The organism is Variovorax sp. GW821-FHT10B04 (genome assembly GCF_059415645.1).
In genome coordinates, this window is the sequence record NZ_JBWKNQ010000011.1 from 105,026 (window position 1) to 129,469 (window position 24,444).

At 68.1% G+C, this 24,444-nt stretch carries 24 protein-coding genes; 9 read left to right on the forward strand and 15 right to left on the reverse strand.

Features of this window, described 5'->3' with window-relative positions; all coding sequences use genetic code 11:
- Positions 1 to 47: 47 nt before the first annotated feature.
- From AC07PZ_RS24095 to AC07PZ_RS24120, 6 genes are read right to left on the reverse strand one after another with little or no spacing between them, the layout of a single operon-like run.
- Positions 48 to 602 (reverse strand): DUF2946 family protein, encoded by a 555-nt coding sequence (locus AC07PZ_RS24095; protein ID WP_495297678.1) that lies wholly within the window; start codon positions 600 to 602, stop codon positions 48 to 50.
- A gap of 9 nt (positions 603 to 611) precedes the next feature.
- Positions 612 to 1,616: a YheT family hydrolase gene (locus tag AC07PZ_RS24100; RefSeq protein ID WP_495297679.1), complete on the reverse strand. Its 1,005-nt coding sequence runs from the start codon at positions 1,614 to 1,616 to the stop codon at positions 612 to 614.
- Positions 1,617 to 1,626: 10 nt separating this feature from the next.
- Positions 1,627 to 2,079: a YybH family protein gene (locus AC07PZ_RS24105; RefSeq protein WP_495297680.1), complete on the reverse strand. Its 453-nt coding sequence runs from the start codon at positions 2,077 to 2,079 to the stop codon at positions 1,627 to 1,629.
- Positions 2,080 to 2,131: 52 nt separating this feature from the next.
- On the reverse strand, positions 2,132 to 2,824 hold the full coding sequence (gene pdeM, locus AC07PZ_RS24110) for a ligase-associated DNA damage response endonuclease PdeM (protein ID WP_495297681.1): 693 nt from the start codon (positions 2,822 to 2,824) through the stop codon (positions 2,132 to 2,134).
- Positions 2,817 to 3,953: a PilT/PilU family type 4a pilus ATPase gene (locus AC07PZ_RS24115; RefSeq protein ID WP_495297682.1), complete on the reverse strand. Its 1,137-nt coding sequence runs from the start codon at positions 3,951 to 3,953 to the stop codon at positions 2,817 to 2,819. Before AC07PZ_RS24115 ends, pdeM begins: the two co-directional genes overlap by 8 nt.
- Before the next feature lie 21 nt (positions 3,954 to 3,974).
- Complete coding sequence (locus AC07PZ_RS24120; protein WP_495297683.1) at positions 3,975 to 5,018, reverse strand: type IV pilus twitching motility protein PilT; 1,044 nt, start codon at positions 5,016 to 5,018, stop codon at positions 3,975 to 3,977.
- A gap of 42 nt (positions 5,019 to 5,060) precedes the next feature.
- On the opposite strand from AC07PZ_RS24120, the gene AC07PZ_RS24125 reads away from it, so the two are divergent.
- The 3 genes from AC07PZ_RS24125 (at position 5,061) to AC07PZ_RS24135 (ending at position 8,136) form a co-directional block, all read left to right on the forward strand.
- On the forward strand, positions 5,061 to 5,756 hold the full coding sequence (locus AC07PZ_RS24125; protein WP_495297684.1) for a YggS family pyridoxal phosphate-dependent enzyme: 696 nt from the start codon (positions 5,061 to 5,063) through the stop codon (positions 5,754 to 5,756).
- A gap of 192 nt (positions 5,757 to 5,948) precedes the next feature.
- Complete coding sequence (locus tag AC07PZ_RS24130; protein ID WP_495297685.1) at positions 5,949 to 7,574, forward strand: hypothetical protein; 1,626 nt, start codon at positions 5,949 to 5,951, stop codon at positions 7,572 to 7,574.
- Positions 7,575 to 7,584: 10 nt separating this feature from the next.
- Positions 7,585 to 8,136 (forward strand): hypothetical protein, encoded by a 552-nt coding sequence (locus AC07PZ_RS24135; RefSeq protein WP_495297686.1) that lies wholly within the window; start codon positions 7,585 to 7,587, stop codon positions 8,134 to 8,136.
- Here AC07PZ_RS24135 and AC07PZ_RS24140 read toward each other — a convergent pair.
- Complete coding sequence (locus AC07PZ_RS24140; RefSeq protein ID WP_495297687.1) at positions 8,123 to 8,668, reverse strand: GNAT family N-acetyltransferase; 546 nt, start codon at positions 8,666 to 8,668, stop codon at positions 8,123 to 8,125. The two genes, AC07PZ_RS24135 and AC07PZ_RS24140, sit on opposite strands and share 14 nt — an antisense overlap.
- Positions 8,665 to 9,279 (reverse strand): helix-turn-helix domain-containing protein, encoded by a 615-nt coding sequence (locus AC07PZ_RS24145; protein ID WP_495297688.1) that lies wholly within the window; start codon positions 9,277 to 9,279, stop codon positions 8,665 to 8,667. The genes AC07PZ_RS24140 and AC07PZ_RS24145 overlap by 4 nt, the downstream gene beginning before the upstream one ends.
- A 168-nt stretch (positions 9,280 to 9,447) precedes the next feature.
- Between AC07PZ_RS24145 and AC07PZ_RS24150 the strand changes: the two genes are divergently transcribed.
- The gene (locus AC07PZ_RS24150) at positions 9,448 to 10,719 is read left to right on the forward strand and encodes a Glu/Leu/Phe/Val family dehydrogenase (protein WP_495297689.1); all 1,272 of its coding nucleotides are present in this window, start codon (positions 9,448 to 9,450) and stop codon (positions 10,717 to 10,719) included.
- A gap of 135 nt (positions 10,720 to 10,854) precedes the next feature.
- Positions 10,855 to 11,559, forward strand: coding sequence for a DUF2242 domain-containing protein (locus AC07PZ_RS24155; RefSeq protein ID WP_495297788.1), 705 nt, complete (start codon positions 10,855 to 10,857; stop codon positions 11,557 to 11,559).
- Between the two features lie 48 nt (positions 11,560 to 11,607).
- Here the strand turns inward: AC07PZ_RS24155 and AC07PZ_RS24160 are convergent, their stop codons facing one another.
- The 3 genes from AC07PZ_RS24160 to AC07PZ_RS24170 form a co-directional block, all read right to left on the reverse strand.
- On the reverse strand, positions 11,608 to 12,009 hold the full coding sequence (locus tag AC07PZ_RS24160) for a response regulator transcription factor (RefSeq protein WP_495297690.1): 402 nt from the start codon (positions 12,007 to 12,009) through the stop codon (positions 11,608 to 11,610).
- A gap of 110 nt (positions 12,010 to 12,119) precedes the next feature.
- Complete coding sequence (gene rocF, locus AC07PZ_RS24165; RefSeq protein ID WP_495297691.1) at positions 12,120 to 13,031, reverse strand: arginase; 912 nt, start codon at positions 13,029 to 13,031, stop codon at positions 12,120 to 12,122.
- 105 nt (positions 13,032 to 13,136) lie between these two features.
- A complete protein-coding gene (locus AC07PZ_RS24170; protein WP_495297692.1) occupies positions 13,137 to 13,793 on the reverse strand; it encodes a TetR/AcrR family transcriptional regulator in 657 nt (218 codons plus the stop codon).
- An 86-nt stretch (positions 13,794 to 13,879) separates the two neighbouring features.
- On the opposite strand from AC07PZ_RS24170, the gene AC07PZ_RS24175 reads away from it, so the two are divergent.
- The 3 genes from AC07PZ_RS24175 (at position 13,880) to AC07PZ_RS24185 (ending at position 19,380) form a co-directional block, all read left to right on the forward strand.
- Positions 13,880 to 15,529: an AMP-binding protein gene (locus AC07PZ_RS24175; protein ID WP_495297693.1), complete on the forward strand. Its 1,650-nt coding sequence runs from the start codon at positions 13,880 to 13,882 to the stop codon at positions 15,527 to 15,529.
- Between the two features lie 10 nt (positions 15,530 to 15,539).
- The gene (locus tag AC07PZ_RS24180) at positions 15,540 to 18,857 is read left to right on the forward strand and encodes a carboxyl transferase domain-containing protein (RefSeq protein WP_495297694.1); all 3,318 of its coding nucleotides are present in this window, start codon (positions 15,540 to 15,542) and stop codon (positions 18,855 to 18,857) included.
- Positions 18,858 to 18,999: 142 nt separating this feature from the next.
- The gene (locus tag AC07PZ_RS24185; RefSeq protein WP_495297695.1) at positions 19,000 to 19,380 is read left to right on the forward strand and encodes a YXWGXW repeat-containing protein; all 381 of its coding nucleotides are present in this window, start codon (positions 19,000 to 19,002) and stop codon (positions 19,378 to 19,380) included.
- A gap of 61 nt (positions 19,381 to 19,441) precedes the next feature.
- On the opposite strand, the gene AC07PZ_RS24190 is transcribed toward AC07PZ_RS24185, so the two are convergent.
- Genes AC07PZ_RS24190 through purU form a run of 4 tightly spaced genes read right to left on the reverse strand, consistent with a single transcriptional unit; the run spans position 19,442 to position 22,937 of the window.
- Positions 19,442 to 20,167 carry an LrgB family protein gene (locus AC07PZ_RS24190; protein WP_495297696.1) on the reverse strand — a complete coding sequence of 242 codons (726 nt, stop codon included), beginning with the start codon at positions 20,165 to 20,167 and terminating at the stop codon, positions 19,442 to 19,444.
- Positions 20,168 to 20,171: 4 nt separating this feature from the next.
- A complete protein-coding gene (locus AC07PZ_RS24195) occupies positions 20,172 to 20,531 on the reverse strand; it encodes a CidA/LrgA family protein (protein WP_495297697.1) in 360 nt (119 codons plus the stop codon).
- A 9-nt stretch (positions 20,532 to 20,540) separates the two neighbouring features.
- Positions 20,541 to 22,046: an FAD-linked oxidase C-terminal domain-containing protein gene (locus tag AC07PZ_RS24200; RefSeq protein WP_495297698.1), complete on the reverse strand. Its 1,506-nt coding sequence runs from the start codon at positions 22,044 to 22,046 to the stop codon at positions 20,541 to 20,543.
- Between the two features lie 42 nt (positions 22,047 to 22,088).
- Positions 22,089 to 22,937: a formyltetrahydrofolate deformylase gene (gene purU, locus AC07PZ_RS24205; protein WP_495297699.1), complete on the reverse strand. Its 849-nt coding sequence runs from the start codon at positions 22,935 to 22,937 to the stop codon at positions 22,089 to 22,091.
- Between the two features lie 151 nt (positions 22,938 to 23,088).
- On the opposite strand from purU, the gene aptA reads away from it, so the two are divergent.
- The gene (gene aptA / locus AC07PZ_RS24210; RefSeq protein ID WP_495297700.1) at positions 23,089 to 24,423 is read left to right on the forward strand and encodes an omega-aminotransferase AptA; all 1,335 of its coding nucleotides are present in this window, start codon (positions 23,089 to 23,091) and stop codon (positions 24,421 to 24,423) included.
- Positions 24,424 to 24,444 lie beyond the last annotated feature (21 nt).

Genomic DNA, 24,444 nt, shown 5'->3' on the forward strand with positions numbered 1-24,444 from the left:
GTGGCCAGCCGAATGAAAAAGCCCAGCGCCGCTGGGCTTTTTCACGTTTACGTTTGCCTGAGCGAAGCGGTCGACAGGGCCGCGTGGGCCGCGGCGGGGCTCAGCACGTGGCCGAAGCGACTAGGCAGCGCGTCCGCCAGAACCTCTTCCGGCGTCCAGCTGCCGCTTTCGATGATGTCCGCCGCGAGGCCGACGTCCTGGGTGTGGACCAGCCCGAGTCCGATCGGCGCGGCGAGATACAGCTTGCCCGTCTCGTCGAGCAGGCAGGCCGTCGGCACCACCGGCTGGCCGGTATGGCTCTCGACCGAGGCGTCGGCGTGGATGCGCCAGACGAACGGTGCGGCCTCCAGTTCGACATAGACACGCTGCGGACCGTTCTGGAAGAACCACTGACCTTGCGCGTCCTGGTCATAGTTGCGGTGGATGAACTCGATCAGCTTGTCGTGCCGCAGCATCGAGCCCTTGGCCACGGGGAACGGACCCTCGGCCTGCGTGCGGTCGTCGCGCATGTACCAGTTGCCGCGGGCGTCGAGGCCCAGCCAGCCGTAGCAATCCGGCACGTTCGGCCATTTGGCCAATGCCTGCTTGACGATGTCATCCATGGAAATCCTTCATGTTGGCTGGGGAGACGGTCCGGCGCGCGTGGCCAGCCAGTCGCCGACCTGTTCAGGCATCGTGCGTACGTGGCCCGGCAGGCGGCCGGCCGCAAAGCCGACATGCCCACCGTGCCGTGGCTGCCAGAGCGTGACGCTGGTGCCCACGTCCTGCTGCCGCGGCAGGCTCGCGCCCGGCACGAAAGGGTCGTTGACCGCGTTGATCACCAGCGCGGGGATGCGGATCGCGTGCAGGTGGGGCTTGGCGGAGCCGCGCGTCCAATAGTCCTGCGCGTCGCGAAACCCGTGCAGCGGCGCCGTGAATACGTTGTCGAACTCGAACAGGTCGCGCGCTGCCATCAGCCGGTCGCGGTCGAACAGGCCGGGATGCTGCGCCAGCTTGGCAAGCGCCTTGGGCTTCATGGTCGACAGGAACATGCGGGTGTAGACCAGCCGGTTGAAGCCCTGCCCGATGGCCGCGCCACCGGCGGCAAGATCGAGCGGGGCCGAAATCGAGGCCACGGCGTCGGCCGCGCGTCCCGCCTCGCCGCCGGCTTCCTCGGCCCAGCGCAGCAGCGCATTGCCGCCGAGCGAGACGCCCGCCGCAACCAGCGGGCCGCCGCCTGCTGCGTCATGTTGCGCCCGCAGGCGCGCGAGGACCCAGCCGATCTCCTCGAAATCGCCCGAGTGGTAGGCGCGTGGCGCCAGGTTGATCTCGCCGCTGCAGCCGCGGAAATGCGGCACGGCGAAAGCCCAGCCCCGGTCCGCGGCATAGGCCGCGAACGTTTCCGCATAGTGGCTGCGCGACGAGCCTTCCAGGCCGTGGAACAGCACCAGCAGCGTGCGGCGGCCGGGTTGCGGTGCATCGATGAAGTCGACGTCGATGAAGTCGCCGTCCGGTGCCTGCCAGCGTTCCCTGCGATAGGCCGGCGGGGCGCTGGCCCCGCGGCGCGAAAAGAGGGCGGGCCAGATCGTCTGCAGATTGCCTCCGGGCAACCAGCGGGGTGCAACGTAACTCTCCATCGCCGTGCTTTCAGTGCAGGGTCTGCCGTGCCTCGGTGTCCTCGTCGGGCACGACTGCGCTGCCGGGGCTCGCATGGTGGGCCACCATGCGCCAGCCTTCGGCGGTCTTGTGATACACGTTCGTTGCCAGCACGAAGGCGTGGCGTGCGCCTTCGGGCGTCAGCACTTCGATGCGCTCCAGCACGTTGTGCACGGCGCTGGCCAATGATTCCACCTTGCGCACCCGGGCTGGCGACGCGTGGATGGCGCCATTGCCGAACATGTGCTCGAACGCGGCGCGGATCGCGGCGGGGCCGACCAGCCGCGGACCGCCCGGATGCACGCAGAACACCTCGTCGTCGTCGGCCCAGCAAGCCATCAGGGCATCGATGTCGCCGCGCTGGAGCGCTTCGTAGAAAGCCGCTTCGACGTCGTCGGCGGTGCCGCCGAGGTGCGCGGCGCTGAGCTTGGTTCTGGTGGGCATGGGCAGTGGGCGGTAGGGTCTTCTATCCTAACTGTGCGCCGAAGGCCCTGCGTCAGACAACGCCGGTGCCGGGCAGGGCCCATACGGCATCGCCGCCGACGCCATAGAAGCGCCGCCCCGGGGCGGCTTCCATCTGCCAGCCGCCGGTGAATTCGCCGAAGGCCGGCAGGATCGCCTGGTGCGGCTCCTGCACGAAGCAGGGCATCCGCAGGCGGTCGCGACCGCGACCGTGCAGCGTGAACGACGGATGCAGATGGCCGGCCAGCACGAAGTGCGTCGGATGCTGCTGCGGATGGTGGCAGCAGGCGAAAGGCCCGACCAGCCACGGCTCGTCCACCACCTCGATGCGCAGCCCGGCGGGTGGATCGCCGGCACGGCTGTCGTGGTTGCCGCGCACCAGCGTCATCGTGATGTCCGCGTGACGCGCGCGCCAAGCGTCGAGCAGCGCCAGCAACCTGGGCGTGCGTGCCTGCGCCGCGTGCAGGAAATCGCCCAGGAACACCAATTGCCGCGGGTCATGGCGCGTCAGGAGCGAATCGAGCCGCGCGAGATTCTCCTGCGTGGTGCCGCCGGGCACCGGTTGGCCCAGCGCACGGTAGGTCGCCGCCTTGCCCAGGTGCAGATCGGCGATGAACAGCATGCGTTCGGCGGGCCACCACAGTGCGCGTTCTGGCAGCAGGTCGAGACGCTCGCCCGCCCATTCGACCCGGCAGGCCGCGCCACGGTCGGGCACCTGTTCAGACAATCGCGAAATGCTCCGTGCCGGCCGACAGGTCGGGCGTGCGCGCGCGGCGGCTGTTGAGCTTGATCTGAAGGCGCAGGTCGTTGGCCGAATCCGCGTTGCGCAGCGCGTCTTCGTACGAGATCGCATGGCTCTCGAACAGATCGAAGAGCGCCTGGTCGAAGGTCTGCATGCCGAGGTTGCGGCTCTTCTTCATCACGTCCTTGATCTCGCCGACCTGGCCCTTGAAGATCAGGTCCGTGACGAGCGGCGTGTTCAGCAGCACCTCGACCGCGGCAATGCGGTTCAGTCCGTCCTCGGTCGGGATCAGCCGTTGCGACACCAGCGCGCGCAGGTTGAGCGACAGGTCCATCAGCAACTGCGCACGGCGTTCTTCCGGGAAGAAGTTGACGACGCGGTCGAGTGCCTGATTGGCGCTGTTGGCATGCAGCGTCGCCATGCAGAGATGGCCGGTCTCGGCGAAGGCGACCGCATGTTCCATGGTCTCCCGATCGCGGATCTCGCCCATCAGGATCACGTCGGGCGCCTGGCGCAGCGTGTTCTTGAGCGCCGCCTCCCAGCTGTCGGTGTCGATGCCGACCTCGCGTTGCGTCACCACGCAGTTCTTGTGCGGGTGCACGAACTCCACCGGGTCTTCCACCGTCACGATGTGGCCGTAGGAGTTGTCGTTGCGCCAGTCGACCATCGCGGCCAGCGTGGTCGACTTGCCCGAACCGGTCGCGCCGACCAGGATCACCAGGCCGCGCTTGCTCAACGTGATGTCTTTCAGCACCTGCGGCATGCCGAGGCCGTCGATGGTCGGCAGCTTCGACGGAATGGTCCGCATCACCATGCCGACCTTGCCTTGCTGAACGAAGGCGTTGACGCGAAAGCGCCCGATACCGGTGGGCGAGATCGCGAAGTTGCATTCCTTGGTGCGCTCGAACTCCGCCACCTGGCGGTCGTTCATGACCGACCGCGTGAGCGCCAGCGTGTGCTGCGCGCTCAACGGCTGTGCCGACATCCTGGTGAGCTTGCCATCGACCTTGATGGCGGGCGGAAAGTCGGCGGTGATGAACAGGTCGCTGCCGTTGCGGCTCACCATGAGCTTGAGCAGGTCGTTGATGAACTGGCTGGCTTGATCGCGTTCCATGGTCGTGCGCCTGTGCTGTGTTCAGCTCGTGAAGTTCTCGGGCATCTTGGCCTTGCTGCGGGCTTCCGCCGACGAGATCAGGCCGCGTCGCACGAGGTCCGCCAGGTTCTGGTCCAGCGTCTGCATGCCCTGGCCGCTGCCCGTCTGAATGGCCGAATACATCTGCGCGACCTTGCCTTCGCGGATCAGGTTGCGGATGGCCGGCGTGCCCAGCATGATCTCGTGCGCCGCCACGCGAGCCTGCCCGTTCTTGGCCTTGCACAGCGTCTGCGAGATCACGGCCTGCAGCGACTCCGACAGCATCGCGCGAATCATTTCCTTCTCGTCCCCGGGGAACACGTCGATGATCCGGTCGATGGTCTTGGCCGCGCTCGACGTATGCAGCGTGGCGAACACGAGATGGCCGGTTTCTGCCGCGGTCATCGCGAGGCGGATGGTCTCGAGGTCGCGCATCTCGCCGACCAGGATCGCGTCCGGGTCCTCGCGCAGCGCCGAGCGCAGTGCCGCGGCGAAACTCAGCGTCATCGGGCCGACCTCGCGCTGGTTGATCAGGCATTTCTTCGACTCATGCACGAATTCGATCGGGTCCTCGACGGTGAGGATGTGCCCATACTCGGTCTCGTTCAGGTAGTTGATCATCGCGGCCAGCGTGGTCGACTTGCCCGAGCCGGTCGGCCCGGTGACCAGCACCAGCCCGCGCGGCTTGAGGGCCAGTTCGCCGAAGATGCGTGGCGCGTTGATCTGCTCCAGCGTGAGGACCTTCGACGGGATGGTCCGGAACACCGCTGCCGCTCCGCGCGACTGATTGAAGACGTTCACCCGGAAGCGCGCCAGCCCGTCGATCTCGAACGAGAAGTCGACTTCCAGGAACGCCTCGTAGTGCTTGCGGTGCAGGTCGCTCATGATGTCGTACACCATCGCGTGCACGGCCTTGTGGTCCAGCGGCTCGACGTTGATGCGGCGCACGTCGCCGTGCACGCGGATCATCGGTGGCAGGCCCGACGACAGGTGCAGGTCCGACGCCTGGTTCTTGACGCTGAATGCGAGCAGCTGGGTGATGTCCACGATGTTTCCCTGGGCCCGTTTGATACGATTTTCCGGATGATTATGACGACGATAGCCAGCCAGCTCGCACATGTTCGCGAACGCATCGACACCGCCTGTACGGCGGCCACACGAACGCCGGACAGCGTGCGTCTGCTCGCGGTGTCGAAGACCTTCGGCCCCGATGCGGTGCGCGAAGCCTTTGCCGCGGGTCAGACCGCATTCGGCGAGAACTACGTGCAGGAAGGTGTCGCCAAGATCGAAGCGCTGGCCGATCTGCGCGGCGACATCGAATGGCATTGCATCGGGCCGCTGCAAAGCAACAAGACACGTGTCGTGGCCGAGCACTTCGACTGGGTGCACAGCGTCGACCGGCTCAAGATCGCCGAACGCCTGGCCGAGCAGCGCCCGGCGCATCTGCCGCCGTTGCAGGTCTGCCTGCAGGTCAATGTGGACGGCGGGGCCAACAAGTCGGGCGTCGCCGCGGAAGATGCGCTCCCGCTGGCGCGCGCGGTGGCGGCGTTGCCGCGCCTGCGCCTGCGCGGCCTGATGGCGATCCCCGAGCCGGCGCCGGACTTCGAGGCCCAACGCGCACTCTTCCTGCGGGCTGCGCAGGTCTTCGCGCAGCTCCGAGCCGACGGCATGGCGCTCGACACGCTGTCGCTCGGGATGAGCGCCGATCTCGAGGCCGCCGTTGCGGCCGGCAGCACGATGGTGCGCATCGGGACCGCCATCTTCGGCGGTCGACCGAAGGCCTGACCGATCGGCCACAAAGCATCGGCGACGTGCATTTGCCCATGGGCCGATGACGCTGATTCGATGGGAAAAACAGCCGGTTCCTCGACCGCTCCCATGAATTGGATGGAAGACGCAGGAGGGCGTGTTCCGAGGGGATAGTTTTTTGGCTCCGAAAGAGATGCGCCATTGCATCTCGTCTTATCGACCTGAGCCATGAACACACTGAAAACCCTGTTGGGGCACTGCGTCTTGACGCTGGCCATCACGCTTGCCGGATGCGGCGGCGGTGGTGGTAGCAGCGGCACGGATGCCGGTCTTGTGCAGAAAACCGACGCGAGCGCCGAGATCGACGTGCCGCTGAGCACCGTCGCGGGTGACGTCAGCTTCGACGCCATACCCAACGACAGCGGGCCGCTGGCCTATGACGCCGTCGTCAGCAAGCCGGTGCGCGGCGCCATCGTCGAGCTCGTCGATGACGCGCAGGCGGTGATCGCGGCCACCGCCACGGATGCCGCCGGCCATTACACGGCCACCGTGCCAGTCGGCCGTTCGTTCGTCGTGCGAGTCGTCGCCAGGATGCAGCAGCTCGGCGACGGTCCGTCGTGGGACACGCGGGTTGCCGACAACACGCAGCTCAACAGCATCTACAGCCTGGAGAGCGAGACGCAGGTCGCCACGCCGCAAGGTGTGCGCAAGGACCTGCATGCCAGCTCGGGCTGGGACGGCCACGGCTATGCCGGCGCGCGGCTCGCGGCACCCTGGGCCATCCTCGACACGGTCTACATCGCGCAGCAGAAGGTGCTGTCGGTTGCGCCGAACATGGCCTTCCCGAAGCTGGGCCTGTACTGGAGCCCGAACAACGTGCCGACCAGCGGCGACATCGCGCTCGGCCAGATCGGTACGACCGTCTACAGGCCGGCCGGCCTGTTCGCCAGGATCTTCGTGCTCGGCAAGGAAGACGTCGACACCGACGAGTTCGACTCGTCCGTCATCGCCCATGAATGGGGGCATTACTTCCAGGATGCGATCAGCCGGGACGACAGCGTCGGCGGTGGCCACGGTGCAGGCGATCTGCTGGATCCACGCGTCGCGTTCTCCGAGGGCTGGGGCAACGCATGGTCGGGCATTGCGCTGGCACGAAGCACCTACACCGACTCGCTCGGCAAGGGCCAGGCCAGTGGACTGTCGATCGACCTCGCTGCGGGACCGACGGGCACGAAGGCGGTCAAGGGCTGGTTCAACGAGCAATCGATCGATCAGGTGCTCTGGCGACTCAACGCCGATCAGGGTTTCGGCGTGATCTTCGACACGATGACCGGCGCCAGGTTCATGGCCGGTGGCCCGCTGACGTCGATCCATGCGTTCAATGCGGCGCTGAAGCAGCAGGCCCCGGCGGCCGGCGCGCGCTTTGCGCCGCTGCTCGCCGCGCAGAACATCGACGCCGAAGCCGACGGCTGGGGCACCGGCGAGACCACTTCGGGCGGGTCCAGCGTCGCATTGCCGATGTACCAGGTGCTGACGGTGGGCGGGAGCGTCAACGCCTGCGTGTCGAACCGCCTCGGCGCCACGGCGGGCGGCAACAAGCTGGGCAACTATGCCTTCGTGCGTTTCGATGTGCCGGCCGCCGGAACCTACCGCATTGCGGTGTCCGGCGGAGGCGCAGCGACCGACCCCGACTTCGCGCTCTATCGCCTGTCCGGGCTGATGGCGAGTGCCGACGCCACGGCGCCGTCGGCCGAGGCGCTGTCCACCGATCTCGAAACCGGCACGCACGTGCTGGCTGTCACCGACTACAACAACAGCGCTGCGAACACCTGCTTCGTGGTCAGCGTCAACTGAAGGGCGTCCCATGCAAGCACTTCGTTCCCCGCATGTCCGCAGCCTGCTGGTATGCATCGTGGCGCTCGCCTTCTGCCTGGTCCCGATGCTCGCGCGGCATGGCGATGCATCGACGGCACCGGCCGCGGCGGCGGCGCACGCGCGGGTGCCGTCCCCAGGCATCCGCGACACGCTGCAAAAGGCGAACGGATCGGGCGTCCGGGTGCGCTACCGTGCCGACGGCCTGGCCGTCGCCGGCCGGCCTTTCGCAGTGACGCTGTACTTCGATGCCGTGACCGATCCCGCCGCCACGCTGCGTCTGTCGGCGGATGCCGGCCTGCAGATGTCGGCATCCGAGTCGGAGACGGCGTTGTCCCTGGGCGCAAGCGAGCTGGCGCTGACGGTCACGCCGTCCGCCGATGGCCTCGCCTATCTCAATGTCTTCACCGCGCAATTCGGTGCGGGCGGCGTCACGTCGATTCCCGTTCAGACCGGTGATGCCGAGCCGAAGCTCCCGGCACGCGGGGAGCTCAAGTCGGGCGGCGGTGATGAAGCGCCCGTGATCAGTTTCAAGGTGCCTTGATGGCGTCGACCGGCTTGAAGAAGATCGTCGTGCCGCACAGGCCGCCGTCCGGCCACAGCGCGTAGCCCGGCACCACGCCGCAGCGTTGCCAGCCCAGGCCGCCATAGAGCCGCTCGGCGTCGCCGCCGGTGGCGGTGTCGAGGACCAGCAGCGACTTGCCTTCGGCCGCGGCTTCGGACTCGACGGCGCGCATCAGGCGCGCCGCAATGCCCTGGCGTCGCGCGCGACGGTGCACGAGCATCTTGGCGACGTCGGCGCGGTGCGGCTGGTTCTCGGGTTGGGCCAGCACGAGTTGCACGGTGCCGACGATCGTGCCGTTCGCGTCCTGTGCAACCAGCAGCGCGCGCTCGCCACGTGCCACGCCGCCGGCCACATCGCGCCAGAACGCCTCGGCGCGGGCCTGCGACAGCGGCAGCATGAAGCTGACCGAGGCGCCACCGGCCACGCAGTCGCACAGCACGTCGGCCAGTTCGCGGACCTGCGTCTCGTCCACGGTGAGCAGGCGCCGGATCTCGATCGGTGCGGCCGTCATGCCGGCCTCCTCGCAGCGGTGGCGAAGCGGCTCGTTGCCAATACGACCGCATAGCGTGCGGGCTGGCGGGTCGGGTTGCGGTATTCGAGCGGACCCTCGAGGTTCATCGCCAGGCAGTCGCCGGCCTCCAGCCGCCAGCGGTTGCCGCCATGCGCCAGTTCCATCACACCTTCGAGCAGCCACACCTGCTGGTGCAGCACGGCATCCGGACTCGCTCCCTCCATCACCACGCGCGCACCCGCCGGAAAGTCGACTTCGACGATGCGCAGCGGCGAGCCGTGATCGGGCGGCGAAACGTTGCGTCGCACATAGCCGGACGCCGGGTCCTGCCATTCCGGCTGTTCGGCGCGGCGCATCAGCGGACTGGGCGTCTCGCGCTCGCTTTCGAACAGCGCGGCCAATGCGACGCCGAGCCCGGCGGCGACCTTTTCGAGCACGACGGCCGTCGCGCTGGTTTCGCCGCGTTCGATGAGCGAGATCGTCGAGCGGCCGACTCCGCTGCGCGCGGCCAGCGCATCCAGCGACAGGCCGCTGGACGCGCGCAGCGCCGCCACGCGGCGAGCGATGCGTTGGTTGATGTCCGCTTCCGCGGCTGGCTTGATTTCCGTCATGATGGATTTATTGTCCATCATGATGGAAATTAATTCAAGGCATCGGCGCCCCTTCAGAGGGCATGCTTTGCCGCAAGCGCATAACCACGATCGCCGCGTGCATAGGCAGTGGCGCGTGTCACGCCGCGCGGCTATCGTCCGGCCAGTTCATCCACCGAGGTATCTCTCATGAGCGAAAAACTGTCCTTCGTCCACCCCACGCCGAACAGCCCGTGGGGCACCTACCTGCAGCAGGTCGATCGCGTCGTTCCCTATCTCGGCGGCCTCGCCAAGTGGGCCGAGACGCTCAAGCGCCCCAAGCGCGCGCTGATCGTCGACGTGCCGATCGAGATGGACAACGGCACCATCGCCCACTTCGAGGGCTACCGAGTGCAGCACAACATGTCGCGCGGGCCGGGCAAGGGCGGCGTGCGTTTCCACCCCGACGTCACGCTGGAAGAAGTGATGGCGCTGTCGGCCTGGATGACGGTCAAGACGGCGGCAGTCAACCTGCCGTATGGCGGTGCCAAGGGCGGCATCCGCGTCGACCCGAAGAAGCTGTCGCTGAAGGAGCTGGAGAAGGTCACGCGCCGCTACACCAGCGAGATCGGCATCATCATCGGCCCGCAGCAGGACATTCCGGCGCCCGACGTCAACACCAACGGCCAGATCATGGCCTGGATGATGGACACCTACTCGATGAACGTCGGCGGCACCGCCACCGGCGTCGTCACCGGCAAGCCGCTGCACCTGGGCGGCTCGCTGGGTCGCGTGAAGGCCACCGGCCGCGGCGTGTTCGTGACCGGCCGCGAGGCGGCACGACGCCTCGGCCTCGACCTGCGCGGTGCGCGCGTCGCGGTGCAGGGCTTCGGCAACGTGGGCTCGGTCGCGGCCGAACTGTTCGTCGAAGCCGGTGCCAAGGTCGTCGCCGTGCAGGACCACACCGGCACCATCGTGAACGACCAGGGCCTCGACCTGGCCGCGCTGATCCCGGTGTCGCGTACCGACGGCGTGGTCGCCTTCAAGGGCGGCGACGTTGTCGAGAACGAATCGTTCTGGGACGTGGCCTGCGACATCCTGATTCCCGCGGCACTCGAAGGCCAGATCACTGCCGAACGCGCGCAGAAGACCACGGCGAAGCTGGTGCTCGAAGGCGCCAACGGACCGACCGTGCCGAGCGCCGACGACATCCTGGCCGAGCGCGGCGTGCTGGTCGTGCCCGACGTGATCTGCAATGCCGGCGGCGTGACGGTCAGCTATTTCGAATGGGTGCAGGACTTCTCGTCCTTCTTCTGGGACGAGGACGAGATCAACGTGCGGCTCGACCGCATCATGATGAACGCGCTCAATCAGATCTGGGACACGGCCGACAAGCACAAGATCACGCTGCGCACCGCGACCTACGCCGTGGCCTGCGAGCGCATCCTCACCGCACGCCAGGAGCGCGGCCTGTATCCCTGATTCCGGCCTTCACGGCGTGCTCGCCGTGAAAAGACGTGTGAAGGCGGGAACATGGCGACGGCATACGGCTCGAAGCTGCGAGAGCCCGGCGCGGTGCCGGTAGCATCTCGCTCATTCCGGTTTCCGATGCACGCCATGCCTTCGCCCATTCGCGCCTTTCCTGCTTCGCGCGCTTCCCGCGCCGCCGCCGTGCTGCTTCCGCTGGTGCTTGCCGCCTGCGGAGCGACCGCACCCAAGCGCGTTTCGTACGAGCCGGAGGAATTCGATTCCACGACCACCCATTCGCGCAGCTATGGGGCGACGGAGGCGCAGACCTGCGAGGCGGCCCGGCGTGCGCTGCTGAGCCAGGGCTACCTGATCACCGCGGCCAACGCGGATCTCGTCACCGGCCGCAAGAGTTTCCAGCCCGCAGCCGAAGTCCATGTGGAAGTCGAGTTCCGCGTGGTCTGCGCAGCCGATACGCACGCGCGCAAGGGCGAGCAGCGCAGCACGATCGCATTCGTCACCGCGCTGCAGGACCGCTACGGCATCAAGAAGGTCAACAACTCCGCGAGCGTCGGCGTCGGGGTGATCGGCTCTCTGTCGCTGCCGTTCTCGTCGAGTGACGATGCGATGGTCAAGGTGGCCAGCGAGACGCTGACCGACGAGCGCTTCTACGAGCGTTTCTTCACCTTGCTCAACCGATATCTGGTGGTGCCGAATGCGCCCGACGAAAAAGCGGACGAGCCGGCACCGCCGCCGCCTGCGACGTCTCCCGTCTCATTGCCGGGCAAAGCAGAGATGCAGCCGCTCGGGCTGCTTCCCCAGGAATCGGTTTCGCCTGCGGCCGACCGGGGCTGATCGGTCGTTTCGCCGCCTTCGGCGTTCAGCGTACGGGGTTCGGCGGCTTCAACTGGCCCGCTTGATCCCGCGCAGGACGGCCATGAGTTCGTCGACACCGAAGGGCTTCTGCAACCAGACCGAACCGACGGGTGGGCTTTCGGGACGCGGCCGGCCGGTGGCGAAGATCACCTGCAGCTTCTCGTCGGCTTGCAGGATCTCGACCAGGTCCAGCCCCGACAGGGCGGGCAGTCCGACGTCGGTCATCAGTACATCGAAGGCGCCATCGATGAAGCGGTCGCGTGCCACTTCGGCGCTCTTGACGCCCGCCGTCCAATGGCCGAGGGCCTCGAGCATGTCCACGGTTGCAGCGAGTGCCGCCGGATCGTCTTCCACGACGAGGATGCGCAACGGCTGATCTGCTTCATGCTCATCGGACGCGCCGGACGGCGGCTTCGCTGTGGTGGCCATGGTTTTTGTTCGATTGAAAGGGCCAATTTACGCTGCGGCGCCGCGCGGCGTGCTTCCGGCAGCGCACGTATCCACGTAGGAAGTACGCCCATTCATCCCCTCCGCGTCGTTCAACGCACCAGCGTCGACTTGCCGAACAGGCTCTCGATGAGTTCCACCGCGATCTCCGCGGTTCGGTTGCGCACGTCCAGCGCGGGGTTCAGCTCGACCACGTCGAGCGAACCGAGGCGGCCGGTGTCGGCGATCATTTCCATGCACAACTGCATCTCGCGGTAGGTCGGCCCGCCGCGCACGCCGGTGCCGACGCCGGGCGCGTAGTCCGGATCGAGGCAGTCGAGATCGAAGCTGACGTGCAGGTGCGTGTCGTCGTCGATGTCCTGCAACGCTTCGGTGAGCGTCGTGCGCATGCCGTACTCGTCGATGTGGCGCATGTCGAACACGCTCAGGCCGCGCTCGCGAATCGCCTGCTTCTCGTCCGCGTCGACGCTGCGGATGCCGATGAAGCGGATGGCGTCGTGTGTCAAGGCGGCGCGTTCGCCGCTCCAGCCGGTCAGCGCGGCCGGGCCATGGCCCAGCAGGCAGGCCACCGGCATGCCGTGGATGTTGCCGCTCGGGCTGGTGCTGTCGGTGTTGACGTCGGTGTGCGCGTCGAGCCACAGCACACGCAGTTTCTGTCCGCGCTGCCGCACGTGCCAGGCGACGGCGCTGATCGAGCCGATCGCGAGGCAATGGTCGCCGCCCATCATCAGTGGCACCTGGCGCGCACCCAGCGCGGCATCGACCGCGTCGTACACCGTGCGGTTCCAGGCCACGACCTCGTCGAGATGACGCAGGCCGTTGGCCGGCGCATGCCACGGCGTCGCCGGTCCGGCGAGATTGCCGATGTCGGTCACCTGCAGGCCGAGCCGCGACAGCACGCCGGCGATGTCGGCCACGCGCAGTGCGTCCGGCCCCATGCCGGCACCGCGGACGCTGGCGCCGACGTCGGTCGGCGCACCGATCAATTGGAGGGATGTGGTCATCGTGCGAGTCTCTCCGTGTGTCGGACGAGCTTAAGCGCAGGACGACGGCAGTTTCGCGACCAGGCGTAACAGCGCACGCCGTGGCGCGGCGCCGGCCTGCTTTCGTTACCGGCGTTCGCGCAGGCCGAGCACGCGCCAGGCCAGCCGCGAGAGCTCGGCCACGATCGCGTCCGGCGGCAAGCGGCCGTCCGGCCGATACCACGTATACAGAAAACCGGGCAGGCTGCAGGCCGCCAGCGCGGTGATGCGGGTCTCGCCGAAGTCGAAGTCGCCGTCGCGCCGGCCTTCCTCGAGCAGCCGACAGAGCCGGTCATAGAAGTGGTGCGCGAGCTTCTTCTGTGCTGCGAGGTATTCGGGCCGGTACACCTGGGGTTCGCGGTAAGGGAAGACGGCGCAGGGGTGGTGCGCGATGGTCGCGCGGATGAGCCGCTCGATGCCTTCGGTGACCTTGACGCGTGCCGGGCGCTTGTCGTCCGGCGCGAAATCCATCGAGGTGAAGCAATCGACCGTGGGGCGCCACGACAGCGTCTCGAAGATCTCCTGCTTGTCGCGGAAGTAGTAATAGACGAAAGGCTTGGTCACGCCGAGTGCCCGAACGACCTGCGCCATCGTCGTGTTGGCATAGCCCTGGCTGGCGAACAGCGTCGCGGCCGCCTGAAGGATGCGCTCGCGCTGCACGTCCGTCGATTCCGTTGCGGCGCGTTGTCGGCCCGTGCCGGCGGGCAAGTGAGGTTTGCCCGGTGTCTCCGATGTTCTACCCATGGGTAGGATTGTTGTTGCACGATGTCGCCATTGGCAAGCACGCAAGGTGCTGCAATGGCTATCGATAACCCTCAAAGAGTGACGCCATGGAGACAAGCACCAGGCCATCCCCTCATTCTGCCGCGCTGCGCGAACGTCCGCAGCGGCCGTTGCACGAATACCTGCGCGCGCATGCGCGCGAACGCGGAGAACGCGCCGCCTGCCTCTGGTACGGCGAGCCCATGAGCTGGGCCGAACTCGACCGCGCGAGCGACGCCTTCGCCGCGCGGCTGCAGGCCATCGGTGTGCGCAAGGGCGAACCCGTGGTGCTGTTCCTCAACAACTGCCCGCAGTACCTGGTGGCGCACTTCGGCATCCAGAAGATCGGAGCCATCGTCTGCCCGAGCGGCCCGCTGAACAAGGCGCACGAACTCGCCTACCAGCTCGACGACCTGCGGGCACGCGTCATCGTGGCGGCTGCCACGCTGATGCCGGTGGTGCGACAGGTGCAGCCCGACAGCACGCTGTCGCACGTGTTCGTCGTGCACTACGGCGACCTGCTGCCTGCAACGGATGCGGCGGTGCCGTCGTTGCCGGCCGACCTGCTGGCGCTGCGCGACCAGCCGCGCGAGATCGCCGGCGGTTGCGAGGACTTCCTGCAGGTGATGCGCAGCGACGCCACACCGGAGCCGGTCGACATTGCGCTCGACGACGTCGCGCTCATGACCTACACCTCGGGCACCACCGGCCTGCCCAAGGGCGCGATGCTCAGCTATGGCAATGCGCTCTTCAAGACCCGCGCTGCAGCCGACTGCAATGGCGTCGGCAGCGAGGACGTGCTGCTGTCGATCGCGCCGCTGTATCACATCGCCGGCATGCTGATGGGCATCGACGTGCCGGTGTTGACCGGCGCCGCGTCGGTGCTGCTGTACCGATTCGACCCGCAGGCCGTGCCGCAGGCGATCGAAGCCCATCGGGTCAGCTGGTGGTACAGCATCGCGCCGATGAACGTGGCCGTGATGCAGTTGCCCGACATCGGTCGCTTCGACCTGTCGAGCCTGCGCATGAATCCGGTGACCAGCTTCGGCATCACCTTCACCGAAGCGCTGGCAACGCAGTGGCGCGGCCACGCGCCGGCCTGCAGTTCCTTCGAAGCCGCCTATGGCCTGAGCGAGACCCACACCTGCGACACCTACACGCCGCACGATGCGCCGCGCTGGGGCACGCAGGGCGTGGCGGTGCCGGGCGTGACGATCCGCATCGTCGACCCCGAGAGCGGCGCCGATTGCGCGACCGGCGACAGCGGCGAGATCGTGCTGCGCAGCCCCGGCAACTTCAAGGGCTACTGGAACAAGCCCGAGGCCACGGCCGCCACGCTGCGCGACGGCTGGGTGCACACCGGCGACATCGGGCGGCTCGATGCCGATGGCTATCTCAGCTTTCTCGGCCGCTTCAAGGAAATGATCAAGGTCTCGGGCTACAGCGTGTTCCCGGAAGAGGTCGAGACCATCCTGCTGCGCCATCCGGCGGTGGCGCAGGCGGCGGTCATCGCGCAGCCCGATGCGGCCAAGGGCGAGGTCGTGCATGCCTTCATCGTGAAGAAGGCCGGCGCTGCGCTCGCGGCCGATGAGCTCGTCGCCTGGTCGCGCGAGCACATGGCGAACTACAAGGCGCCGCGCCAAGTGAGCTTCATCGACGCGCTGCCCACGACGGGCGCCGGCAAGGTGTTGCGCCGGCTGCTCAAGGATCCCACCTGAAAGGTCGAACGTGTTCAAGAAGGTATTGATTGCGAACCGCGGCGAGATCGCCGTGCGGCTGGTGCGTGCACTGCAGGACCTCGGCGTGGCCAGCGTCGCCGTGCATGCGCGCGACGACGCGCAGGCGCTGCATGTGCGGCTGGCCGACGTGGCGGTGGCGCTGGCGGCCAGCGGCCCCGCGGCGTATCTCGACATCGCGGCGCTGATCGGCGTTGCGCGTGCACAGGGTTGCGATGCTGTGCATCCGGGCTACGGCTTCCTCAGCGAGCGCGCGGACTTCGCGCAGGCCTGTGCCGATGCGGGCCTGGTCTTCATCGGGCCGAGCCCGGAGCAACTCGCGCTGTTCGGCGACAAGGCCCGCGCCCGCGCGCTGGCCGCGCAGTGCGACGTGCCGGTGATGCCCGGCAGCGCGGGCGCCGTCACGCTGGCCGAGGCGCAGGCCTTCTTCGATGCGCAGCAGGCTGCCGGTGCGGGCGTCATGGTCAAGGCCATCGGTGGTGGCGGTGGGCGCGGCATGCGAGCCGTGCTCGCGGCCGGCGACCTGCCCGAGGCCTACGCGCGCTGCATGTCCGAAGCCAAGGCCGCGTTCGGCGTCGAAGGCGTCTATGTCGAGCGCCTGATGCGCAACGCGCGCCACATCGAGGTGCAGGTGCTCGGCGACGGCGCGGTGGTGGCCAGCCTGGGCGAGCGCGAATGCACGCTGCAGCGGCGCTTCCAGAAGCTGGTCGAGATCGCGCCGAGTCCGTCGCTGTCGGCGGCGCTGCGCGACCAGGTCACTGCGGCGGCGCTGCGCATGGCGCGCGCCGTCGGCTATCGCAGCCTCGGCACCTTCGAATTCCTGGTCGATGAGAGCTCGACCGATCTGCCCTTCGTCTTCATCGAGGCCAATCCGCGGCTGCAGGTCGAACACACCGTGACCGAGGCGGTGACCGGGCTCGACCTGGTTCAGCTGCAACTGGCCGTGGCGACAGGACAGCCGCTGGAGGCGATCGGCATCGCGCCGGGACGCACTGCAGTGCAGCGCGGCTTTGCGGTGCAGTGGCGCATCAACGCCGAGACGCTCGATGCCGACGGCCAGGCGCGTCCGGCGAGCGGCACGCTGCAGCGCTTCGAGATGCCGGCCGGTCCGGGCGTCCGCGTGGACACGCACGGCTATGCCGGCCTTGCACCCTCGCCGCACTACGACACCTTGCTGGCCAAGCTCGTCGTGCATGCGGCATCGCCGCATTTCGCGGACGCGCTGCGGCGTTCGGTGCGCGCGCTGGAGGAATGCCGCATCGACGGCGTGGCGACCAACCTGTCGCTGCTGCGCGCGATCGCTGCGCGGCCGGAGTTCGTGCGGCAGTCGGTGCACACGCGCTTCGTCGAGGCGCACCTGGCCGAGCTGCTCGATGCCGCGCGGCAGATCGACGCGGCGAAGGCCGACGCGCCGCCTGCGCAGGCGCTGACCGCGGCGTCTGCGTCTGCGTCGTCCGGTCTTGCCGAGACGGATGGCGACGCCGGGCTCTGGGTCCGCGCGCCGATGCCGGCACGCCTGGTGCAGTTCGACGTCGCGGTCGGCGATGTGCTGCCGGCGGGCGCGCAGGTCGGCGTGCTGGAGGCGATGAAGATGGAACATCTGCTGCACGCACCCGTCGCCGGCCGCGTGCTCGCGTTGCTGGCCGCGCCGGGCGACTATCTGGTCGACGGCCAGCCGCTGGTGCAGCTCGAAGCCGTCGAGGCCGAGGCGATCACCGCACAGGCGCAGGCCGCCATCGACCTCGATGCGATCCGCCCGGATCTGCAAAAGGTGATCGACCGCCATGCGCCGACGCTCGACGTCAACCGCGGCGCCGCCGTGGCCAAGCGCCACGCGCAGGGCGGCCGCACCGCGCGCGCCAACATCGCGGATCTCTGCGCGCTCGACGCCGATCCCGGCAGCTTCATCGAATACGGCGCCCTGGCGATCGCCGCGCAGACGCGCCGGCGTGCCATCGACGACCTGATCGCGAACACGCCGGCCGACGGCATGGTCACCGGCATCGGCAGCGTCAATGCCGGGCAGTTCGGCCCCGAGAAATCGCGCTGCGTGGTGATGGCCTACGACTACACCGTGCTCGCCGGCACGCAGGGCTGGCGCAACCATCAGAAGACCGACCGCATGCTGCGCGTCGCGCACCAGTTGCGGCTTCCGGTCGTGCTGTTCGCCGAAGGCGGCGGCGGCCGGCCGGGCGACACCGACATGCCCATCGTGGCCGGCCTGAACAACCACACCTTCAGCCAGTTCGCGGCGCTGTCGGGCAAGGTGCCGGTGGTCGGCATCGTGCACGGTCGCTGCTTCGCGGGCAACGCGGCGCTGCTGGGCTGCAGCGACGTGATCATCGCGACCCGCGGCAGCAACATCGGCATGAGCGGGCCGGCCATGATCGAGGGCGGCGGCCTGGGCACGTTCGCGCCGGAGCAGATCGGGCCGAGCGGTGTGCAGTCGCGCAATGGCGTGATCGACATCCTGGTGGACGACGAGGCTGCGGCGGTGGCTGCGGCGCGGCAGTACCTGTCGTATTTCCAGGGCGCGACCACCGGCTGGCAGTGCGCCGATCCGCGCGAACTGCGCCATGCGGTGCCCGAGAACCGGCTGCGCGTGTACGACGTGCGCGCCGCCATGCGCGGCATCGCCGACACCGGCTCGCTGCTCGAACTGCGCGCCGGCTTCGGCGCCGGCATGGTCACTGCGCTGGCGCGGATCGAAGGCCGTCCGGTCGGGCTGATGGCGAACAACCCGCAGCATCTGGGCGGCGCGATCGATGTCGAGGCGGCCGACAAGGCGGCGCGCTTCATGCAGCTGTGCAACGTGCACGGGCTGCCGCTGGTCGCGCTGTGCGACACGCCGGGTTTCATGGTCGGGCCGGAGGTCGAGGCGCAGGCGCAGGTGCGCCATGTCTGCCGGATGTTCATGGTCGCGTCGCACCTGCGCGTGCCGTACTTCACCGTCGTGTTGCGCAAGGGCTACGGCCTGGGCGCTCAGGCGATGGCGGCCGGTGGCTTCGACGCGCCCGTGTTCACCGTGGCCTGGCCCACCGGGGAATTCGGCGCCATGGGCCTGGAAGGCGCGGTGCGGCTGGGCTACCGCAAAGAGCTCGAAGCCGTGACTGAAGGCGCCGAGCGCGATGCGCTGTTCCAGCGGCTGGTCGCGCAGCAATACGCGAACGGCGAAGCGGTGCACATCGCGCAGACGCTGGAGATCGATGCCGTCATCGACCCTGCGCAGACGCGTGACTGGCTGGTGCGCGGGCTGGCATCGGCGTCGGCCGAGCCCGGCGCGGTGACGTCCTACGTCGACACCTGGTAGCCGCTTGCGGTGCACTGCCGATGCGTGCGCAAAGGGCCGATTTTCCGAGAAACAGCTCTACACAAGATTTCGCGCGCGCCTTACACGCGCTTCACAGAGCCGGCTCAGCATGAAGGCTCCAACCACTCATGAGGAGCACCCCATGAAGAAGACCCTTGCTGTCACGCTCGCCACCGCTTTCGCGGCCATGCTGCCCATCGGCGCCGCCGTCATGGCGCCCGCCACTGCACAGGCGCAGCCGGCCATCATCATCCAGACGCCGCCTCCGCCGCCGCGCGTGGAACGCATGCCGCCGCCGCGCCGCGGCTATGTCTGGGCACCGGGCCACTACGAGTGGCGTGGTGGCCGTCATGTCTGGGTGCGCGGTGAATATCTGCGGGCCCGTCCGGGCTACGCCTACCGCGCGCCGGATTGGCATCAGCGCGACGGCCGCTGGGAATACAACCGCGGCGGCTGGGACCGCGATGGCGATGGTGTGCCGAACCGCTTCGACCGTCGCCCGAACAACCCCAATCGTTCCTGATCGTTCCTGACGGTTTTGCCCGGGTGAGCGCGCCGCCGAACCGGCCGCTCGCGCCGCCGCCTCAGAACAGGCGGAACACCAGGGGCATGAGCAGCGCGGCCAGCACGACCTGCAGGCCCAGCGCGAGCCCGGCATAGGCGCCCGCATCGGCGTTGACGTGCAGCGCACGCGCTGCGCCGATGCCATGGGCGGAGGTGCCGAGCGCAAAGCCGCGTGCGGCCCAGCCTGCCGGCGTGGTGCCGATGCGCAAGGCGTCGAACAGGTACTTGCCCGACAGCGCGCCGACCATGCCGGTCAGCACCGCGAACACCGCGGACAAGGCCGGAATGCCGCCGATCTTCTCGGCAATGCCCATGGCGACCGGCGCCGTCACCGACTTGGGCGCCAGCGACAGCAGCACGTCATGCGGCAGCCCGAAAGCCCAGGCGAGCGCCAGTGCAGAACCGCTGGCCGCCGCGCCGCCCAACAGCGATGCGAGAAGAATTCGCCCGAAACGCGCGCGCAGTTCCGCGCGCCGCTGCCACAGCGGCCAGGCCAGCGCGACCACCGCCGGCCCGAGCAGGAAGTGGATGAACTGCGCACCCGCGAAGTACGTCGGATAGTCGACGTGCGTGGTCAACAGCCCGCCGGCGATCACCACCACCGACCACAGCACCGGGTTCGCCCACGGCGCATTGCCCAGCCGCGTGTAGGCAGCCTGCGCCAGCAGGTACACGACCAGCGTGGCCGTGAGCCCGAACAGCGGCGAGGCGGTGAGGTAGACCCAGAGCTGGACGAAGTGCGGCATCGCGTCAGTCCTTCATGTCGTTCTTCTTGCGGCCCGGCAGCCCATACAGCACGAGCGCCGTCACGGCCAGCCCGATCCAGGTCGACAGCACGATCACGACCAGCATGCGGCCACCGTATTCGCTGAGCAGCGCGAGATGCGTCATCACGCCGACACCGACCGGGATGAACAGCAGCGACAGATGCGACAGGAGGAAGCTGGCGCATTCGCCGACCGGCTCGCGCACAGGCTCGAAGCGCAGCCCGATCAGCAACAGCACGAGCCCCACGACGGGCCCGGGCAGGGGCAGCGAGAAGCCCCGCGAGATCAGCTCGCCGATCGATTGGAAGACCAGCAGCCATGCCAGCCCGCGCAGGCCCTTCATCTGGAAAGCCTAGAAGCGCGGCAGGTCGGCAAAGGGCAGCGTCCTGCCGCCGCGCATCACCTGCTTGCCGTACTCCGCGCAGCGCTGCAGCGTCGGGATCACCTTGCCCGGATTGAGCAGTCCGGCCGGATCGAAGGCGCGCTTGATGGCGAACATCTGCTCGTTCTCGGCCGCGGTGAACTGCACGCACATGCTGTTGAGCTTCTCGACCCCCACACCGTGCTCGCCCGACACCGTGCCGCCCATCGCCACGCTGGTCTCGAGGATGTCGGCGCCGAAGAGCTCGCAGCGATGCAGTTCGTCGGGGTCGTTGGCGTCGAACAGCACCAGCGGATGCAGGTTGCCGTCGCCCGCGTGGAACACGTTGCAGCAGCGCAGGTCGTATTTGATCTCCATCTGCTGGATCGCCAGCAGGATGTCGGCCAGCCGCTTGCGCGGGATGGTCGAGTCGAGGCACATGTAGTCGGGGCTGATGCGGCCCGAGGCCGGGAACGCGTTCTTGCGGCCGCTCCAGAAGCGCAGCCGCTCGTCCTCGCTGTTGCTCACGGAGATGGCGGTCGCGCCGCAACCGGTCAGCACCGCGGTCATGCGGCCGATCTCTTCCTCGACCTCTTCGGTGGTGCCGTCGGATTCGCACAGCAGGATGGCGGCGGCGTCGAGGTCGTAGCCGGCATGGACGAAGTCCTCGACCGCGGCGGTCATGGGCTTGTCCATCATCTCGAGGCCGGCCGGGATGATGCCGGCCGCGATCACCGCCGCGACCGCGTCGCCGGCCTTCCGGACGTCGTCGAAGCTGGCCATGATGCAGCGCGCGAGCTGCGGCTTGGGCACGAGCTTGACCGTGACTTCGGTCGTCACCGCCAGCATGCCCTCGCTGCCGACGACCAGCGCGAGCAGGTCGAGGCCCGGCGCATCGAGTGCCTCGCCGCCGAACTCGATCGGCTCGCCGTCGGCGGTGAAGCCGCGCACGCGCAGCACGTTGTGCAGCGTCAGCCCGTACTTCAGGCAGTGCACGCCGCCCGAGTTCTCGGCCACGTTGCCGCCGATGGTGCAGGCGATCTGGCTCGACGGGTCGGGCGCGTAGTAGAGGCTGAAGGGCGCCGCGGCTTCGCTGATCGCGAGGTTGCGCACACCGCACTGCACGACGGCGGTGCGGCTCACCGGGTCGACCTTGAGGATCCTGTTGAACTTGGCCAGCGAGAGCGTCACGCCCATCGTGTCGGGCATCGCACCGCCCGACAGGCCGGTGCCCGCCCCGCGCGCCACCACCGGAACGCCGAGCCCGTGGCAGGCCTTGAGCACGGCGGCGACCTGCGCCTCGGTTTCCGGCAGCGCCACCACCAGCGGCCGTGCCCGGTAGGCCGTGAGGCCGTCGCATTCGTACGGCGTGGTGTCTTCGTCGTGCCAGATCAGCGCGTGCGCCGGCAGCAGCGGCTGCAATGCGCGCACGACCTGCGCCTGGCGTTCGGATTTCTGCAGCAGCGCGTGCTGCCCGGCAAGGACGGGTGCGTTCATGGCATCGACTCTAAGCCAACGCGCACGATGCGCGAAGCCGGGTCAGCGGAAAACGACCGTCCGGTGCCCGTTGATCAGCACCCGGTGTTCGCTGTGCCACTTGACGGCGCGGGCCAGCACCTGGCTTTCGGTGTCGCGGCCGCGGGCGGTCAGGTCCTCGACGGTGTCGGTGTGGTCGGAGCGGGCCACGTCCTGCTCGATGATCGGGCCTTCGTCGAGATCGGCCGTCACGTAGTGCGCGGTCGCGCCGATCAGCTTCACGCCGCGGTCGTGCGCCTGGTAGTAGGGCTTGGCGCCTTTGAAGCTCGGCAGGAACGAGTGATGGATGTTGATCGCGCGGCCGGCGAGCTTGCCGCACAGGTCGTTGCTCAGGATCTGCATGTAGCGCGCGAGCACCACGAGTTCGGAGCCTTCGGCCTGGATGATCTCCAACTGCTTGGCCTCGGCCTGCGTCTTGGTCGCGGCCGTCACCGGGATGTGGTGGAAGGGCACGTTGTAGCTCGCGGCCAGCTGATAGAAGTCGCGATGGTTCGAGATGATGGCGCGCACGTCGATCGCCAGCAGGCCGCTCTTCCAGCGGAACAGCAGATCGTTCAGGCAGTGGCCTTCCTTGCTGACCAGGATCACGGTCTTCATCGGCTCGGCGGCGGCGTGCAGCTGCCAGTTCATGCCGAAAGGCTGCGTGAAGTCGGCGAGTTGCTCGCGCAGCGCGGCTTCGCTGTGGTCGCCGCAGGCGAAGCGCACCCGCATGAAGAACAGGCCGGTGCCGTGGTCGTTGAACTGTGCGGCTTCCTCGATGTTGCCGCCGCGTTCGAGGAGAAAGCCGGACACGGCATGCACGATGCCCGTGCGGTCGGGGCAGGAGAGGGTCAGGATGTAGGCGGGATTCATGGCGGCCGCGATTGTCGCAGCCCGCCGCCGGCCCCGGCTTCGTGGGGATGCCCCGCAGTCGACGCGGCCGGCGGCGCGGAACAAAATGCCTGTTCACCCCCGTCGCCGGAATCCGGACACCTTCCGACCCTTTCCAATCAGGAGCAGAGACATGGCCTTCAACGACTTCCAGATGGACAACCAGTGGTTGCCCTTCACGCCCAACCGTCACTTCAAGAAGGACCCGCGGGTCTTCGTGGCCGCCGACGGCATGGAGTTCACCACGCACGATGGCAAGAAGGTGATCGACGGCATCTCGTCGCTCTGGTGCGTCGGTGCCGGCCACAACCGCAAGCCGATCAACGAGGCGATCAAGAAGCAGCTCGACACGCTGGACTACGCGACGGCCTTCCAGGTGAGCAACGACAAGGCTTTCAAGGCCGCCGAGATGATCGCCGCGCTGGCGCCCGGCGACCTGAACAAGGTGCTGTTCTGCAATTCGGGCAGCGAGGCCGCCGACACATCGTTGAAAGTGGCACTGGCCTACCACCGCGCGCGTGGCGAAGGCCATCGCAACCTGTTCATCGGCCGCGAGAAGGGCTACCACGGCGTCGGCTTCGGCGGCATGTCGGTGGGTGGCATTCCGGGCAACCGCAAGGTGTTCGGCTCGGCCTTCCTGCCGCGCGTGGACCACATGCGCTTCATCCACGATCCGGTGAACCATGCCTACATCCACAACGAGGAGCCGGTCTGGGCCGACGATCCGCTGGCCGATCTGGAGCAGCGCATCCTGCCGCTGCACGACCCGAGCAACGTGGCCGCGATCATCGTGGAGCCGATCGCCGGCTCGGCCGGCTGGTACCTGCCGCCCAAGGGCTACCTGCAGAAGCTGCGTGCCATCTGCGACAAGCACGGCATCCTGCTGATCTTCGACGAGGTCATCACCGGCTTCGGCCGCCTGGGCACGAACTTCGGCGCCGACTACTTCGGCGTGGTGCCCGACATGCTGAATTTCGCCAAGTGCGTCACCAACGGCGTGATTCCGATGGGCGGCGTGATCTGCCGCGACAAGCTGTACGACGCCATGATGAAGACCGACGCGCCCGAGCACGTGGTCGAGTTCTTCCATGGCTACACCTACTCGGGCCATCCGGTGGCCGCGGCCGCGGCGATCGCGACGCTCGACCTGATGCAGCAGGAAAACCTGTTCAGCCGCGCCGGTGAAATGGGCAAGGTGCTGGGCGATGCCTTCCACAGCACCTTCAAGGGCCTGCCGAACGTGATCGGCATCCGCAGCCTGGGCCTGGCCGCGGCGGTGGAACTGGCCCCGGTCGCCGGCCTGCCGGGCAAGCGCGCCTACGACATCTTCCTGGACTGCTATCACCACGGTGCGCTGGTGCGCCCGGCCGGCGACGTGCTGGTGATCGCACCGCCCTACATCGTCGAGAAGTCGCACATCGACACGCTGGTCAACACGCTGGCGGATTCGATCCGCAAGTTCGCCTGATCCGGCGGCCCCGGCCGGCTC

Bases quoted from the DNA above. Each gene is read 5' to 3' on its own strand.
- AC07PZ_RS24155 (WP_495297788.1), top strand. From the start codon at position 10,855: ATGCCTTCGCCCATTCGCGCCTTTCCTGCTTCGCGCGCTTCCCGCGCC.
- AC07PZ_RS24185 (WP_495297695.1), top strand. From the start codon at position 19,000: ATGAAGAAGACCCTTGCTGTCACGCTCGCCACCGCTTTCGCGGCCATG.
- purU (WP_495297699.1), bottom strand. From the start codon at position 22,937: ATGAATCCCGCCTACATCCTGACCCTCTCCTGCCCCGACCGCACGGGC.
- AC07PZ_RS24130 (WP_495297685.1), top strand. From the start codon at position 5,949: ATGAACACACTGAAAACCCTGTTGGGGCACTGCGTCTTGACGCTGGCC.
- AC07PZ_RS24105 (WP_495297680.1), bottom strand. From the start codon at position 2,079: ATGCCCACCAGAACCAAGCTCAGCGCCGCGCACCTCGGCGGCACCGCC.
- AC07PZ_RS24145 (WP_495297688.1), bottom strand. From the start codon at position 9,279: ATGACGGAAATCAAGCCAGCCGCGGAAGCGGACATCAACCAACGCATC.
- aptA (WP_495297700.1), top strand. From the start codon at position 23,089: ATGGCCTTCAACGACTTCCAGATGGACAACCAGTGGTTGCCCTTCACG.
- AC07PZ_RS24175 (WP_495297693.1), top strand. From the start codon at position 13,880: ATGGAGACAAGCACCAGGCCATCCCCTCATTCTGCCGCGCTGCGCGAA.
- AC07PZ_RS24135 (WP_495297686.1), top strand. From the start codon at position 7,585: ATGCAAGCACTTCGTTCCCCGCATGTCCGCAGCCTGCTGGTATGCATC.
- AC07PZ_RS24125 (WP_495297684.1), top strand. From the start codon at position 5,061: ATGACGACGATAGCCAGCCAGCTCGCACATGTTCGCGAACGCATCGAC.
- AC07PZ_RS24170 (WP_495297692.1), bottom strand. From the start codon at position 13,793: ATGGGTAGAACATCGGAGACACCGGGCAAACCTCACTTGCCCGCCGGC.
- AC07PZ_RS24095 (WP_495297678.1), bottom strand. From the start codon at position 602: ATGGATGACATCGTCAAGCAGGCATTGGCCAAATGGCCGAACGTGCCG.
- AC07PZ_RS24150 (WP_495297689.1), top strand. From the start codon at position 9,448: ATGAGCGAAAAACTGTCCTTCGTCCACCCCACGCCGAACAGCCCGTGG.
- AC07PZ_RS24190 (WP_495297696.1), bottom strand. From the start codon at position 20,167: ATGCCGCACTTCGTCCAGCTCTGGGTCTACCTCACCGCCTCGCCGCTG.
- AC07PZ_RS24160 (WP_495297690.1), bottom strand. From the start codon at position 12,009: ATGGCCACCACAGCGAAGCCGCCGTCCGGCGCGTCCGATGAGCATGAA.
- AC07PZ_RS24200 (WP_495297698.1), bottom strand. From the start codon at position 22,046: ATGAACGCACCCGTCCTTGCCGGGCAGCACGCGCTGCTGCAGAAATCC.
- AC07PZ_RS24115 (WP_495297682.1), bottom strand. From the start codon at position 3,953: ATGGAACGCGATCAAGCCAGCCAGTTCATCAACGACCTGCTCAAGCTC.
- AC07PZ_RS24140 (WP_495297687.1), bottom strand. From the start codon at position 8,668: ATGACGGCCGCACCGATCGAGATCCGGCGCCTGCTCACCGTGGACGAG.
- AC07PZ_RS24100 (WP_495297679.1), bottom strand. From the start codon at position 1,616: ATGGAGAGTTACGTTGCACCCCGCTGGTTGCCCGGAGGCAATCTGCAG.
- rocF (WP_495297691.1), bottom strand. From the start codon at position 13,031: ATGACCACATCCCTCCAATTGATCGGTGCGCCGACCGACGTCGGCGCC.
- AC07PZ_RS24195 (WP_495297697.1), bottom strand. From the start codon at position 20,531: ATGAAGGGCCTGCGCGGGCTGGCATGGCTGCTGGTCTTCCAATCGATC.